The following is a 14,231-nucleotide window of genomic DNA, read 5'->3' on the forward strand; positions in this document are numbered from 1 at the left end:
ATGGTTGCGTTTGTTTAATAAATATATATGCTTTTTATGAAAATTTATATTGAATATCACAATGCAATCTTATAGCTTTCCGCTGAATTTCGGATTATAATTTACCATCCACTGAACGGCAAATTTATCCGCAAACATTCCAAAGTAATTTCCTGAAGGGCCATCAATTAAGGGCATTTCAATTTTACCGCCTGCTGAAAGTCCGCTGAAAAGTTTATCGGCTTCTTCCTTGCTTTCTGCAATGATGGAAACAGTGTATCTGTTATCGGTTTCGTTGACTTTTCCCATAGCCTGCATGACGTCGCTTGCCATTAATACACCAGTTTTACCAATAGGCAAGGCAATGTGCATAATGCTGTTTTGATCATTCTCCGGTATTGGATATTGATCACTCGAGATGTCCCGATACCGACTGATATTGGCAAACTCGCCGCCAAAAACAGATTTGTAAAACGTAAAAGCTTCTTCGGCATTTCCGTTGAAATGTACATAAGGATTAATCGCTGCCATAATTTCTATTTTTTAGATAATGTTTCCAATAATTTTTCTAATTTTTCAACAGACATTTTAAAGCCTTGTACAAAGCCCATTTCAATCATTTTCTCCAGACGTTCAAGCGATTCATTAAAAATGCTAATACTCACTTTTGTAATGCCGTTTTCTTCAGTAAAAGTATAATCCCAATCAGAACCCGGTAATTCGCGGTTTTCATTTTCGTCCGAAAATGTGTTGTACATTTTAAAATTGGTCTTTGGCGTAATAGAAGTAAATTCCTGAACCGCCCAGCGTTCCATGCCTTCCGGACTTACCATCGCGTAAAATCTTCGCCCGCCAACTTCAAAATTCATATGTTTTGTTCTGGCCGACCATGGTTTTGGTGCAACCCATTGATCCAAAAGTTCTGCTTTGGTAAAAGCATCCCAAACTAGCGGTAATTCTGCTGCAAATTCTCTTGTTATATATACCGTTTTCTTAGGTTTATCAACGGTAAAATCAAATAGCAAATCGTTTTTCATTTTTTCTGTTTTTTTAGTGTTACTAATAGTTCATCTAGCTGATTAAACTTGGTTTCCCAAATTTCTCTGAATTGTTTGATCCATTTATCAATCTCTTTCATCTTTTCTATTTCAAGTGAATAGTAAATTTCTCTGCCACGCTGTTCTTGTTTTACTAAATCACATTCCGTAAGGATGCGAAGGTGTTTAGAAACAGATTGGCGTGTCGTATTAAAGTTCTCCGCAATGGCATTTGGTGTCATTGCCTGTAGCGCAATCAAGGTTAGAATAGACCTTCTTGTCGGATCGGCTATTGCCTGAAAAATGTCTCGTCTCATAGTGTCGCAATTTAATTATGAAGCCAATCAGTTGCAAATATAAGTGCAACTATTCGGTTTCGCAAATTTTTTGATGATTTTTTTCCACCATATAAGTGATATAAGAAATTTAAGTTTTGGTACGTAAGCTAAAGTCTTAGAAATATAAGTTTTGATTTTGCGAAAGAAAATCTCACAATCCAGATAGTTATCGGAAATGAAGTCGCGAAGTTTTTGTTTTTAAGTTATTCCTTCGATAGCAAAAAAATAACAACGCTTATATTTCTAAAATTTTAATCTTTACCCAAAGCTTAAATTACCTTATATGACTTATATGGTAAATTAAGTTTGGCGCGAATGCGATTATTCACGCGAATCAATATTTATCGTAAATTGACTAACTTTAATTTCCAAAAAAAAAACTTTATGAACCAGAAAACCACAAGCCAATCATTCGCTAATTTCTTTAGCAAGAATAAGGGAATGAGCTTATTATTTATTTTTCTTATAACTATAATCAGCAATACTCTTTATGCAGTCGAAAAAGACACTCTGAAAGGCAGTTGGGACATAACAATTGATGTCGACGGAAAACCGGCGCCAGCCTGGCTTGAAATCAGGCGCTCGGGTCGAACAACGCTTGTTGGGCAATTTATGTGCGTAGTAGGCAGCGCCCGCCCTATATCTGAAATCCATTTGAAAGATGGAAAATTTAGTTTTGCAATACCAAAGCAATGGGAGAATGGAAGCAACGATCTTCGTGTGGAAGGTAAAATTGAAGGTGAAAAAATATTCGGAACCCTCCAGACTGTTGATGGCAAAACGCAAAGCTGGACGGGTGTTCGTGCGCCTACACTTCGTCGTACTGCTGCACCCGTTTGGGGCAAACCGATTCACCTTATCAAAGACAATTCAATAAAAGATTGGCACACAGAAGGCACCAGTCAATGGGTTGTAGAAAATGGTATTTTACGCAGTCCAAAATCGGGTGTCAATCTCGTGACCAACGAGAAATTTAATGATTTTAAACTCCATATAGAATTTCGTATTCCAAAAGGCAGTAATAGCGGCGTATATCTTCGCGGTCGCTACGAAGTGCAGGTAACCGACGGCAAGGGAATGGAACCTGCTTTGGATCAAATGGGAGCCATTTATGGGCTTCTGGTTCCAAATGAAATGGTTGCTAAAGAAGCCGGCGAATGGAATACATATGATATTACCCTGATCGGTAAAATGGTAACCGTTGTTGCTAATGGTAAAACCGTAATCAACAATCAGTATATTCCCGGAATTACCGGCGGAGCCATAGACAGCAACGAAGCAGAACCTGGACCAATATTTCTTCAGGGTGATCACGGTCCTGTAGAATACCGCAATATTATCATAACACCAGCTAAATAATTTTTTTCCACCATATAAGTCATATAAGAAAATTTAAGTTTTTGTGCGCAGGATAAAAGCTTAGGAATATAAGTTTGTTTTTATTTCTTTTCGGAAAGAAATTACGAAAAGGCGTAAAGTTTTTAATGCTATTTCTTTGCAATAGCAAAGAAAATATCAAAGCTTATATTTCTAAAATTTTAAACTCAACCCAAACCTTAAATTACCTTATATGACTTATATGGTGGAAATTTTTTTACTTCAATATAACAACTTCCTCCGGGACTTTAAACAACAATACACAACCGTTTTTCGAAAAGACCGAGTGCGTACTTCCGGGTGGCATGTACATATAATCGCCTTTTTTGAGTTCGTCTTTTCCAGAGCGGACTTCGCCTTCGACAACATAAATTTCTTCTCCTGCGGGGTGAATGTGATTGGGGTACGAAGTGCCGGCTTCAAATTTTAATAAAAAGGCATTGGGTCTGTTTGTGGCTTCATCAAAAGATAATGCCTTTGAATAAATACCATCCGTATTTACACCTTCTTCAATAAGAGGTTTCCAGTCTATTTCACTGCTTTTTGTGATTTGTTTTTCCATTGTACTTCCGTTTTAATTGTTTTTATTTTTCATACTAATTTCATCTAAACTCCATTTGCAGTTTTTCATAGTCGCCAAAAGAAAAGCGCCCATAGCAAATACAAATACAGAATAATCAAGCGGATCTTTTACGCCAAAAGAATACGTCATGGCAAGTGCAAACAGCAAAGTCAAAATTGACGCAGCAAAAGAAGCCAATCGGGTTTGATAACCAACCAATAGGAGTAAAGCCAAAACCGATTCGGCAATAGTGGCGATGATGGCGATTGTTGGAATACAATTTTTTGGTGCGAAGGAATTTACTTTTTCGGCGTAAGTCAGAAAATTTTCCCAGCCCGAAGAATAATTTCCCCAAAATCCTAACCGACTCGAAACAGCGGACATAAATCCTGCTGCTAATGCAATACGCAAAAGAAAAGCTGCATAATCCTGATATCTTTTCATATACTAATTTGTTAGTAATTATTGAGATACAAAGATGTTGCAAGTAGGCTTGCTAAAGAATAGAGAATTCCGGAAAAAGCATGTAATTACAAATTAACCGCTTTCCCTTTAAATGATTTTGGAGAAATCTCCGTGTGTTTTTTGAAGAAATTTGAAAAATAAAAAGGATCATTAAAACCCAAAGCATAAGCCACTTCTTTCACCGAAAGCTTTTCATAAGTAAAAAGCCTTTTAGCCTCAGAAATAACCAACCCGAAGATGACATTTTGTGCCGTTTTGTTGGTGTGGAGTTTCGAAAGTTCATTTAGTTTGGACTCGGTAGTACCAATTAAAGCTGCGATTTCGTTTACCGATAAATTCTTTTCGAAATTCTGCAAAGTGGTTTCCAGAAAATGCAGAAAAAGCGCATCGGGTTTGTAGATTTCGTCGCCGCGATTAATTTTGGTGCGGTTGATTTCAATCAAAATCAATTCGATTCGGCTGTGAATAGAAATTAAATATTGATACGGCGTTTCGGTAATTTCTTTGCTGATTTCCTCTAATTCCCTAACAATAATTTCAGGATGATCCACGGTAATCATTTCGTTCATTGCAAAATGGCAAAATAAACCGTTGTGGAAAATCAATTCCATATCATTATCATCCTTACAAAAGAAAGCGTAGGTAAATTCCAGAACAAATCCGGTTGCATTCCGGATGTTTTTGAAATAATGAATTTGCCCGGAAGTAATGGTAATAACAGCGTTTTCGGTCAGTATAAATTCATTTTCATCGACAGAAATAGTCGTTGTACCTGAAGTACAAAAAACTAAAACGTATTTTAAAACACGTCTCGGATTTTCTAAATCTGTCGCCTGATCAAATGTTTTTATCGAAACCATAGTGGGAATAATTCTTTATCAAAAATAAGATTTATTTCGCAGAGTTGTTTTTTAAGGCTTGTGAATTAATCTCTCAAAGTCGCGAAGACGCAAAGTTTTATGGTTTCACAGAGCTGCTCGAAGAAGGCACAGAGATTCGCAAAGTTTTTTGTTTAAGGCTTGTGAATTAATCTCGCAAAGGCACAGAGTCGCAAAGTTTTTATTCTCATTTTTAAGTAAACACAATTGTCACCCTGAGCGAAGTCGAAGGCTTTTGAAAACAAAATTTTCTCATTTAAGAATAGGTTTTTAAAATTTATTACATCAGATATTTTGACATATTTATCTTATTTTTACAAAAACAAAACCCTATGATCAAAATAAATTATAAAATTCAATTTGCTCTATTTGTTCTTTGCTTGTTCTTTATTGGTCTGGGTATATTCGAAACTCTAGACGAAGGATTAAAAACAGGCGTAGCTCTTTTTTGGCAAATTTCTCATTTTGTTCCGTTCGTAATGTCAGCAATTATTTTTGGTAATAATATATATACCAGACGAGTTGAAAATTTTAAAAATTAGATAACGCTTTAGAAGTTTTAGGAGCTGATCCCGCTATCCGTTACAATCTTTTGTGTCTCGTTAAAGAAACGAGACACAAAAGGATTTCCTCCCGAAGCCTCGGGACTATCAGGGCTAGGGGACTCGATTCATAAGAAGGTTTGATTTTTTAAAAATTAGTAAATCCTTATGAAACAAAATCAAATCCATAGTAAATTGACTCAAAGACAGCAATTGAAATTATCCATTTTAAGTCTTCGCTATCTGTGGTATCAATCGAATGTATTAAGGAATAAGACGGTCCGGCTTCTCTAAAATCCAGCCTGGTTTTATAATTACTCCCAGACCTGCTTGGCTTGTAATATTGAGTTTTTACAATCGTTTTTCGGTCTGAATTTCTATTTATTTCCGCTATTATTTTTGAATGAATTTCTATTTTATAAGAAGGTTGATTAGATGAGTTTTGTCGATTGCAAATTCCAATTTGTTTGTGTAACGAATCCAGTATTATCGAGTTGTTTATTATTTTACCTAAATAAACATCATCAAAAAAGAACATCTTTTCATTGTTATAAAATTCAATATAAATTTTAAAGTCAGTAGAGCTTGCAACTATTCTGGTATTAGCATAAAGTCCTCTGTCTATTCTTTGGAAGGCTATTATAGCCGAACCATCATTTGAATATAAATGCCCCGTTAATCTGTTTGACATTGATTTTGCAAACGAATAGGTCAGATAATTAGTTATATCCTGTGGTGTATAATTTTTCCAATTCTGAATATCCTTTTTTAATTCTTGTACCTTTTCCTCCATTTTTACTTTTTCATTTTGTAAAAATTGAGGTGTTTTCTTTTCTGTTGATCGTTTTATGACATAAAATATTAAAAATGCGATTGCCCCAACAGGTATTAGTGCTAGAACGAACATTAGTATTCCAAAAAGAATTAGAATTGTATCCATATTTATTTAGGTAGGTTTTATTTTTTAAAGAAATTTAATTGGATCGCAGAATAATAAAAAGTATTACAACTATGATCCCAATTATGATTTCTGGACTAACTTCATTAAAAAATTTAGGTTTTTGAGAGAAAGAATATACTATTGCTGTCATAATAGAGATTGCAAATAATAATAGAAACCCCATCTTTCCATCCTTATTATCCACTTTATTTCTGCATTGGATATTTAAATATTCCTTATCGTTTTTTATAAGTGAATGAATTTTACAAGCAGTTTCAGCATCAAAGTCTTCTATGTCCTCTTTTAAAATCGCAATTGAAATGGTATCTCCCGCTTTTATTTCGTTAAGTATTTCATTTCTATTGGCACAACGATAATCAAAATTTTCTATCTCAAAAGTAGACCAGTTATCTACACATTTGAATTCTATCCATCTTCGACCACGTTTTCCTTTAGTTTCTTTGAATTTAGGAACTTGGGAAGTTATTAGATTTTCATAAACTTCAAGGTCTGATTGTTTTATTATGTAACTTCCGGTTATCACTTTCATAAAGAAATATGTTCCAACAATTAAGCATAATATAGCTACCGCTAAATAATCTTTTTGTTTTTTCTCCCAATCTTCAGGATTATCAGCCATAAATTTTTAATGGAATATTTAGTTGTTTTTTAATTTAGTTACTTCTATTTTCTGTTTTTTTATCCTTGCCAGACACTTATTTCAGAGACAATTCCATTATCGAACGTTAAAACTAGTGATCCCGTATTTATTCCTGTATGACTGTAACCCAGATAATATTTAAAAGTACTTCCTGTTGTTAAACTTCCGTCTGGTTTTCCTAACAAAGTAATGATTTCAGTTTTAGACATTCCAATTAAGTTATTATTGTTTCGCAAACTATTCATCATATCCCAGCGTAATGACCAATTGTCTTCTAAAGCTAAATCAGCAGTTTTCCATTTTTCAGAATCGAACTTTTCACCGGATATTTTTCCGCGTAGTCCAAAAAACAGAAATAGTATTACAATAGCAATTAGAGTGATTTGATTAATTTTCTTCATGTTTTCTTGATTGTTTTTTGTGTTAGCTGTTTTATCTCAACAACGAATTAGTTCTGTTATTAAAAACACTAATAAAATCATCTAATTTTCTTGAATCTGTACAAGTAAAACAAAAGTTCAATATGGTTACATTGCTAGCTTTGATTTTTTCGGTATAAATGTTTTCATCCGGACAACCGTCATAACCTCCAACTGCTCTGATTAAAATAGGTTTTCCTTCTAAATAGAAAGCTAAAGCAATTTGATCAATTTGTTCGTTCAGCCAGTTTATCTCTATTGCATTCAACTTTAATTCTTTTTGAAAACCATAAATGGTTTCTAATCCACCTATTGAATTCATATTGAATTCGAAGTATCTGTTTTTGGGTTTACTAGCTTCATTAATTCGAAAGCCTTTTGGTGTTTTGTTGAGTAAGTTGTTATAAACAGTGTCAATCCTGATACCCGTAGTGTCTTCCTGAGCACTAATGTGTAAACATGTTAAAAGCAATACTAGTCTAAGATAGATTTTCATAAAGTGTCGTATAACGTTATTCTGTTGGCACGAGCTTCTCTCTGGTCGTAATTCAAAGAAAGCATTTTTTTCAGTAATGTTATATTTATTTTTGGCTAATTTTAATTTTTAGAAAGATTTTTGACATTCTTGTATTATCGTAATATTATTAAAAATTACTTCGTAGAATTTAGAAATTATATTCAAAGAATTCTATAAAATATTCATTTTTTTAATTGAAAATGTTTCTATATTAGCTAAAACGAAAGATTTAAAATCTCATTTTATTCTTTATAAATTCTATTTAAAAACAGCTATAACTAATTATAATATTATGGGTTTCTTTTCAAGATTATTTGGGCGTGATATGCCTACACCAACTCCATTAACAACAAATTCAGGAAAGCGAATAATACCTGAACAAAAAATAGAGCAAACTATTCCACCAGCAGGCGATCCTTTTTTTACAAATGCTCCTGAACACTGGCCTGTGGTTATCAATGATTTCTTGAGTAGTAATAAAGAATTCAGCAATACATTTGATGAAAAAACAGGAGATGTTATTTTGAGAAAAAGAATGTTTATGGTTAACTCATTGGTGTTAATAGGTAAATTAAATCAATGGCTTTTAACAAAAACAAGTAAATCAGTTGAAAATTCATTTGGAAGCTCTTTACTAGAATCAAAAGACAGATTCGCTACTAGTTTTTGTATTGAAAAAGTTTTTGCAAAAGGAATTATTAAAACACATGGAATTGTAATTGACGATTATAAAAAATATGCCGTTATATTGTTCGATAGATCAGAATCAATACATTATATAAATAAATTAAAGAACTATTTTTTAGACGAAGGATTCGAGGATCTAATTTATTATGCTACCACAGATCCAGATACAATTAAAGATGAAGAAAAAGAAATTGAATTTGTAAGTTTTGATTCAAATAGTTTTACTTTAGACGATGAAGGTCAAAAAATTGAAGGTGAAAAGTTAAAGGAATATTTTCTATGGTGGAATGGAGAAAAGAAAATGACCTTTGATGAATCTGATATACTAGGCGCTCTGAAAGAATACCATACCAATTGTTCTGATTGTTATTCATACATTTTAGGAAAACTAGGATATGCTTTAAAATTAAATGGTGACGACACACGTGTTGCACTTCCTGAGTACGATGAATTAGTTGTTACCGGACCTGAAAATATTGATATGGTTATTACTTTATCAAAAAAAACAGGAATTAATTTTCATTTTCGTGCTATTCCTGCTTTTGAGAATTACAGAAGTAATTTCATAAAAATGTTTGCTGTTTTTTGCAATGATTTAAAGCAACAAATTGTAGAACAAAATTTTGAAAGAGATCCATTTTTTGTTGACCCTAGCTGGCTGGACAGATTAGAAATAGTTGTTAAAAGGAATGATGAAATTTATTCTTTTACTCTTATTAAAGATTTTCCTCTTGATCCAAGTTTAAATTAGCTTTAAGTATTTTCCTTCCCAGTAGGTTAAGAGAGTTTGTTTCATAGAAGATTTATTCTGTTAGAATAATAAATATTGTAAGAAAAAGAATATATTTTTAATGATTTTTCTTATATTTGAAGTTCTTAAATCTTCACATTAAGAACTAAATGAAATTGCCTTTGTATTATGTGTGCGGTATCGGAAACGACCGTAAACGCTGTCGTAGGTGTTAGGAACACTAACATGCAAGGGTTTTATTATTCCTAATTTAAAGATATTATGAGTACAAACACCCTTTCAAAAGAAGCCGAAACCAGGCTGATGAATTTTTTCAACGAAACAATAGAGCCGGAAACTATGGCTAAGACACTAAGGCAAGTCAATTATATACTCGCTTTAGGCGTTATGAGAGAACATGAAACGCTTCAAAACGAAATTGCCAATTTAGAAAACGGCTATTATTGGCTGAATAAACTAGCCGAAATCTTAAATCCTTATTTGGATAAGGAATAGAATTTTCTTTAGAATTTGAATAAAGTTTAAACCTCGATTTTTAAAACCGAGGTTTTTTATTTTAGGTTTTGAAATTTAAAAAATAATCATGCAAAACGTTAAGTTTAATTTCACAGAGTTTCACAGAGTTAACACAGAGATTCGCAAAGTTTATACTCATTTTTGTCATTTCGAGGAACGAGACTAGAGCGATAGAAACTGGCGAAGCAAATCCTCGCTAGTAGCTCGACAAAGATTTGCCATCTTGATAGGGGTTTTTAGAAGCTGTCAGGTAAAGGAATATTATACAATTATTTCTTAGCTTTCATCCTATAAAATAATTAACTAAAGTGACATCAATCTTATATAATTTCAATTTAATTTTTAATAATAATTTGAATATCAATTAATTAACTTTTATTAAAGAAAGGTTTAACATGCTCTGTTTTTGCTGGCTGTCTGAAATAACTAATTTTAGCTAAATCAAATTAATAACGTTTTAAATATTTAAAATTATGAAAAAGAATATAGCCATATTAGCAACAAACGGTTTTGAAGAATCAGAATTATCATCGCCTAAAGCCTATCTCGAAGAGCAAGGCTGGAATGCCGATATTATCAGTTTGAAATCAGGAACTATCAAAGCCTGGAAAGACGGTAATTGGAGCAAGGAATATAATGTTGATGTAGTATTAGATCAGGCAAATGAAGCAGATTACGATGCTTTGGTTCTTCCGGGAGGAGTTATAAACCCAGATTTATTGAGAAGAGAAGAGGCTGCAGTAAATTTTGTACGTTCCTTTTTTAAAAGTAAAAAACCAGTAGCAGCCATTTGTCATGGTCCTCAAATTCTGGTAGATGCAGATGTTTTAGAAGGTCGAAAAGTAACTTCGTTCTTCTCTATTAAAAACGATTTGAAAAATGCCGGAGCACAATGGGAAGACTCAGAAGTAGTCGTAGACAATGGATTGGTGACCAGCCGAAATCCGAATGATTTGCCCGCTTTTAATAAAAAAATGGTGGAAGAAATTAAAGAAGGAAAACACGAACGTCAGACAGTGTAAAAAGATTTTTTTATTTAGATTTATGAAGTTACAAAAAATGCAAGACCAATTTTGGTCTTGCATTTTTTTTTATTTCCAGTTTAATTACTCGTAATTAAATAGTTATCGGTGTTTTCTATTCTCCAATTCATGTGGTTGAGGATTTAATTACTTTGCGGGTGCGAAGTCAGAGATGTTCGCGCAACGGTTGGGAAGAACACATCGTACAACGGGGCTCCTGCCAATCTTTGCGTTCACGAGCGGGGTAAATTTTGAGTATTGTCGCCATCTTTTTTTAATCGATTAATATGGTAATTGATATCCCCTATTATTGTAATTGATTCATCATAAGAAGAAAATTTTTGAAAAAATGCTCCAGCAATAGTTACCTCTTTATTATTTGAGTTGTAGGGAACGTATAAATCGTTTACTTTATATAAATCAAAAATATAAGGAAGGAATTTAACTCCTTTATATTTATCAACAATTGATTGATATACTTTAAGAAAAACTTCTTCATAATCTCCAACAGGTGAAACAATTATATTTTCAATAGCCCAAATCTTTCGTTTGCCAAAAAGTGGATGTGAAATTTCCTTACTATGGATGTTCTCTAAAACTTCAATAGTAAAATAATTCCCTATCAAGCTTTTATAAAAATGTAATTCTGTTTTACTCTCTAAAGTATTTTTTAATCTAACAACTCCCGAAAAATTGGGAACTAATCCCGCTGTTGTGCCATATACGTCAGGAAAATTTGATTTTAATTTTTCCAAAAAACCAATATTCCATTCTTTTTCATAATAATCTACTATACTATTTTTTTTAATTATTTTATTTAATGCAACTATTCCTGAATAAGAAAAGTAATTTTCATCTTCACTTGTTAGTCCTATTGGATAATATTTCTTTATACAATCACTTATCTCCGAAAAGTTGTGAGAAAGATCATCAATATTAATATTTACAAATTTATTATTCATAAGAAAATAATTTAATTACAATATACAGCAGGTTTTAATTGGTTAAATTCTTATAATTATTTATCCCTAAATTAGATGAAAGAAGAAAGAAGAATCTGATCAAAAAGCCTAAAAAATATCAAAATAAGTTTTTATTTACATAAAAATTTTTTGTAAGGATTTCCAAATTTTAATTTTCAAGTTAGATTGTAGCCATTCTTTGCGTTCAAGAGTGAGACGCTCGCGCGAGGGGGAGACTTTTATTGCGTTTTGAATTTTTAAGAACTGATAAAAAAGCGCAAAGTCGGGAGACTTTGCGGAGCAGGGCAGGATTAAATACACAAATATTAGCAATTACTTTGCATAAAAAAACCTCAAAAATTCTTTCGAGGTCTTAATTTTTTAAACTGAATTAAACAATTTTATCTTTTTACTAATACCTTTTTAACAAAAAAGTAAATATTTCCAATTAGCAGAATAAGCAACGGAATGTAAAAAGAACTTATAATATAAATTGTATCATAAATAAAAATATCAAAATAGTATTTTGTAAAATAAAAAAACACAAAAATTGAAATACCGATGGCTTGAAATACTAAAAATTTATTCTTCATTTTCTGTCATCATTAAATTATTAAAAAAAGCATTAAACATTTTGAAGTATCCAATTTCTGCTTCTTGAAAACTTATATCTTCCACAATAAGATTAAGAATTTCATTAGGAAATTTATTATAAAGTAATTTTTCCTCTACAATGCTTTCAATTTTTAAGATAATATCTTTTAAATTTCTTTTCTCTAAATTCTTTTCTTCCAATTCTGCAATTCTAGATTCAGAGAAAAGTAGTTCTATCATATTTTTTTGACATTTAATAGTATAGTAAGGAGCTAAAACACTAATTAATAATGATACTGTATACAATTCCCTATTCTCTATTATACTCAAATTAAATGTCATACATCTATCCCCCCAATGAAACAATGTAAAATCTTGAAAATTCTTCAATGTATAATCATTTTCAAACTCTTTTAGAATTTTTTCCGAAATAGATTTTTTGTACTTACAATCAAAATCATTTATTACCTGATTTAATCTTTGAAACTCCTCGGTAACAATATACCTATCATTTTCTGCATTATAACTTATATTTTTAGGGTAAAATGCATATACTATATTTTTTAAATCTTTTTCATTCATAACTTTTATTTTCATCTACAATCACTGGAATATAAGAAATTAGTTTTATATTCCGTCGCAGACAATGTTGTTTTTGAATTAAATTGTACCCTACCACCAGGAATAGCTAAAGGATAATTTCTTTCTAATCGCTCTCTAAAATAGAGATCTACTGTCAATTCGGATACCCTTTGTCCTCCATATTTATCAATAACCTCCTGCATTGTATCACGTAAAACTTTTGCCGAGGAATTAGCGGCTATTCCAGCTGTTATATTTGTATTACCCACCAGTACATTTGTTGGAGTTCCAAAAAGGACAGGTTGTGAGTAGCTAATTACATGAAGTATTTCAAGTCCCTTTTCATTTACCAAAATCACTCTAAAATAAATATTTTTAACAGCTGATTCTTGCCAAAGCCCAGCAACTTTTAAGAAGTTAAAACTTTCACAACTAGGAGGAGTAGCTTCCGTACTAGTTCCACCACCACCAGTACTCGCCCCACCACCATTTGGCGAAGTATAATTGCCGGTATCACCACCACCAATTACAGGAGACCGTGGCCCATAATATTCAACAGGACTCCCTTGAGTTCCATTACTAGGTCCAAATACAGGAACATCTCTTAATACACCACCGTTTAGTGTTGTGTCGTTGCCTCCGTTACTTTTGCCTCCGCAACCCCCATCGCCAAAATCAGCGTATATGCAAGGCGCTTCGATTGGTGCTTTGTTCGTTATATTTCTCTGTGAGTAGTCTACAACTTCAACAGTTCCAGTTTCTACAACTTTATTGTTTTCAAATCTAGCGGCTCTGATAAAACCAGTTTTTAAATCCCAAACACTAATATATCCTGTAAAGCTGCCACCTTCTAAAGACTGGTTTTTCTTTTCAACATATTTATTTGTATAAATTTCGTAAACTAGTGCTCTATAAACTTCTTTGCCTGTTTTGTAAATATACAATCTTTGTTCCCAAAAATCGCGTGGGTCGCTCTTCAATTCATTAATGGACACAATAACGGTCTTTGTTCCGTCTTCTGAAGTTGTAAGTTTTGCTTCATCCCAATCGTAATCTAAGTTTTGAAATAAAGAATAATTCTCGTTACTCGATTCATACTTTGCAAACCATTTTTTCGCAGCATTGACATCTGAATTTTGTGCTACGCCATTGTTTCCTGTTTGCTCATCGTGGGCACACTTCGCCAGCAAGAAAGCGACAAGTAAGGTCAATAGTAAAACTGATAATTTTTTAATTTTTTTCTTCATCTTTTAAAGGTTTTAATTGGTTAAATTCTTACAATTATTTATCCCTAAATTAGATAAAAGAAGAAAGAAGAATCCGACTAAAAAGCCTAAAAAATATCAAAATAAGTTTTTATTTACATAAAAAACTTTTGTAAGGATTTCCAAATTTTAATTTT

General features: G+C 32.3%; 18 protein-coding genes. 5 read left to right on the top strand and 13 right to left on the bottom strand.

Annotated elements, in window-relative coordinates; genetic code table 11:
- Positions 1–69: 69 nt before the first annotated feature.
- From IHE43_RS11680 to IHE43_RS11690, 3 genes are read right to left on the bottom strand one after another with little or no spacing between them, the layout of a single operon-like run.
- Positions 70–510 carry a VOC family protein gene (locus tag IHE43_RS11680; protein ID WP_192188082.1) on the bottom strand — a complete coding sequence of 147 codons (441 nt, stop codon included), beginning with the start codon at positions 508–510 and terminating at the stop codon, positions 70–72.
- 5 nt (positions 511–515) lie between these two features.
- Entirely contained in the window at positions 516–1,016 is a 501-nt protein-coding gene (locus IHE43_RS11685; RefSeq protein ID WP_192188083.1) for an SRPBCC domain-containing protein, read from the bottom strand.
- Entirely contained in the window at positions 1,013–1,333 is a 321-nt protein-coding gene (locus tag IHE43_RS11690) for a helix-turn-helix transcriptional regulator (protein WP_192188084.1), read from the bottom strand. The genes IHE43_RS11685 and IHE43_RS11690 overlap by 4 nt, the downstream gene beginning before the upstream one ends.
- Before the next feature lie 405 nt (positions 1,334–1,738).
- Between IHE43_RS11690 and IHE43_RS11695 the strand changes: the two genes are divergently transcribed.
- Positions 1,739–2,713 (top strand): DUF1080 domain-containing protein, encoded by a 975-nt coding sequence (locus tag IHE43_RS11695; RefSeq protein ID WP_225585480.1) that lies wholly within the window; start codon positions 1,739–1,741, stop codon positions 2,711–2,713.
- Between the two features lie 235 nt (positions 2,714–2,948).
- On the opposite strand, the gene IHE43_RS11700 is transcribed toward IHE43_RS11695, so the two are convergent.
- The 3 genes from IHE43_RS11700 to IHE43_RS11710 all read right to left on the bottom strand — a co-directional run bounded on the left by IHE43_RS11700 (position 2,949) and on the right by IHE43_RS11710 (position 4,618).
- On the bottom strand, positions 2,949–3,293 hold the full coding sequence (locus IHE43_RS11700; RefSeq protein ID WP_192188085.1) for a dimethylsulfonioproprionate lyase family protein: 345 nt from the start codon (positions 3,291–3,293) through the stop codon (positions 2,949–2,951).
- Positions 3,294–3,305: 12 nt separating this feature from the next.
- Entirely contained in the window at positions 3,306–3,737 is a 432-nt protein-coding gene (locus IHE43_RS11705) for a DoxX family protein (RefSeq protein ID WP_192188086.1), read from the bottom strand.
- Positions 3,738–3,823: 86 nt separating this feature from the next.
- Positions 3,824–4,618 carry an AraC family transcriptional regulator gene (locus IHE43_RS11710; RefSeq protein ID WP_192188087.1) on the bottom strand — a complete coding sequence of 265 codons (795 nt, stop codon included), beginning with the start codon at positions 4,616–4,618 and terminating at the stop codon, positions 3,824–3,826.
- 350 nt (positions 4,619–4,968) lie between these two features.
- Between IHE43_RS11710 and IHE43_RS11715 the strand changes: the two genes are divergently transcribed.
- A complete protein-coding gene (locus IHE43_RS11715; RefSeq protein ID WP_192188088.1) occupies positions 4,969–5,178 on the top strand; it encodes a hypothetical protein in 210 nt (69 codons plus the stop codon).
- A 166-nt stretch (positions 5,179–5,344) separates the two neighbouring features.
- Here IHE43_RS11715 and IHE43_RS11720 read toward each other — a convergent pair whose 3' ends face one another.
- The 4 genes from IHE43_RS11720 to IHE43_RS11735 are packed head-to-tail and all read right to left on the bottom strand — an operon-like array spanning position 5,345 to position 7,694.
- The gene (locus IHE43_RS11720; RefSeq protein WP_192188089.1) at positions 5,345–6,118 is read right to left on the bottom strand and encodes a hypothetical protein; all 774 of its coding nucleotides are present in this window, start codon (positions 6,116–6,118) and stop codon (positions 5,345–5,347) included.
- A 34-nt stretch (positions 6,119–6,152) separates the two neighbouring features.
- Positions 6,153–6,758, bottom strand: coding sequence for a hypothetical protein (locus IHE43_RS11725; protein WP_192188090.1), 606 nt, complete (start codon positions 6,756–6,758; stop codon positions 6,153–6,155).
- Between the two features lie 59 nt (positions 6,759–6,817).
- Positions 6,818–7,180 (bottom strand): hypothetical protein, encoded by a 363-nt coding sequence (locus IHE43_RS11730; RefSeq protein WP_225585481.1) that lies wholly within the window; start codon positions 7,178–7,180, stop codon positions 6,818–6,820.
- A gap of 31 nt (positions 7,181–7,211) precedes the next feature.
- On the bottom strand, positions 7,212–7,694 hold the full coding sequence (locus IHE43_RS11735; RefSeq protein ID WP_192188091.1) for a hypothetical protein: 483 nt from the start codon (positions 7,692–7,694) through the stop codon (positions 7,212–7,214).
- Positions 7,695–8,007: 313 nt separating this feature from the next.
- Here IHE43_RS11735 and IHE43_RS11740 point away from each other — a divergent pair, with 313 nt between their 5' ends.
- The 3 genes from IHE43_RS11740 (at position 8,008) to IHE43_RS11750 (ending at position 10,691) form a co-directional block, all read left to right on the top strand.
- Complete coding sequence (locus tag IHE43_RS11740) at positions 8,008–9,153, top strand: hypothetical protein (protein WP_192188092.1); 1,146 nt, start codon at positions 8,008–8,010, stop codon at positions 9,151–9,153.
- Positions 9,154–9,414: 261 nt separating this feature from the next.
- Complete coding sequence (locus IHE43_RS11745; protein WP_192188093.1) at positions 9,415–9,648, top strand: hypothetical protein; 234 nt, start codon at positions 9,415–9,417, stop codon at positions 9,646–9,648.
- A gap of 494 nt (positions 9,649–10,142) precedes the next feature.
- Entirely contained in the window at positions 10,143–10,691 is a 549-nt protein-coding gene (locus IHE43_RS11750) for a type 1 glutamine amidotransferase domain-containing protein (protein WP_192188094.1), read from the top strand.
- Positions 10,692–10,924: 233 nt separating this feature from the next.
- Here the strand turns inward: IHE43_RS11750 and IHE43_RS11755 are convergent, their stop codons facing one another.
- The 3 genes from IHE43_RS11755 to IHE43_RS11765 all read right to left on the bottom strand — a co-directional run bounded on the left by IHE43_RS11755 (position 10,925) and on the right by IHE43_RS11765 (position 14,076).
- A complete protein-coding gene (locus IHE43_RS11755; protein WP_192188095.1) occupies positions 10,925–11,653 on the bottom strand; it encodes a hypothetical protein in 729 nt (242 codons plus the stop codon).
- A 582-nt stretch (positions 11,654–12,235) separates the two neighbouring features.
- Positions 12,236–12,829 carry a hypothetical protein gene (locus IHE43_RS11760; RefSeq protein WP_192188096.1) on the bottom strand — a complete coding sequence of 198 codons (594 nt, stop codon included), beginning with the start codon at positions 12,827–12,829 and terminating at the stop codon, positions 12,236–12,238.
- Positions 12,830–12,840: 11 nt separating this feature from the next.
- Entirely contained in the window at positions 12,841–14,076 is a 1,236-nt protein-coding gene (locus IHE43_RS11765) for a hypothetical protein (protein WP_192188097.1), read from the bottom strand.
- Positions 14,077–14,231 lie beyond the last annotated feature (155 nt).

This window comes from Flavobacterium sp. MDT1-60, assembly GCF_014844035.1.
Lineage (GTDB): Bacteria > Bacteroidota > Bacteroidia > Flavobacteriales > Flavobacteriaceae > Flavobacterium.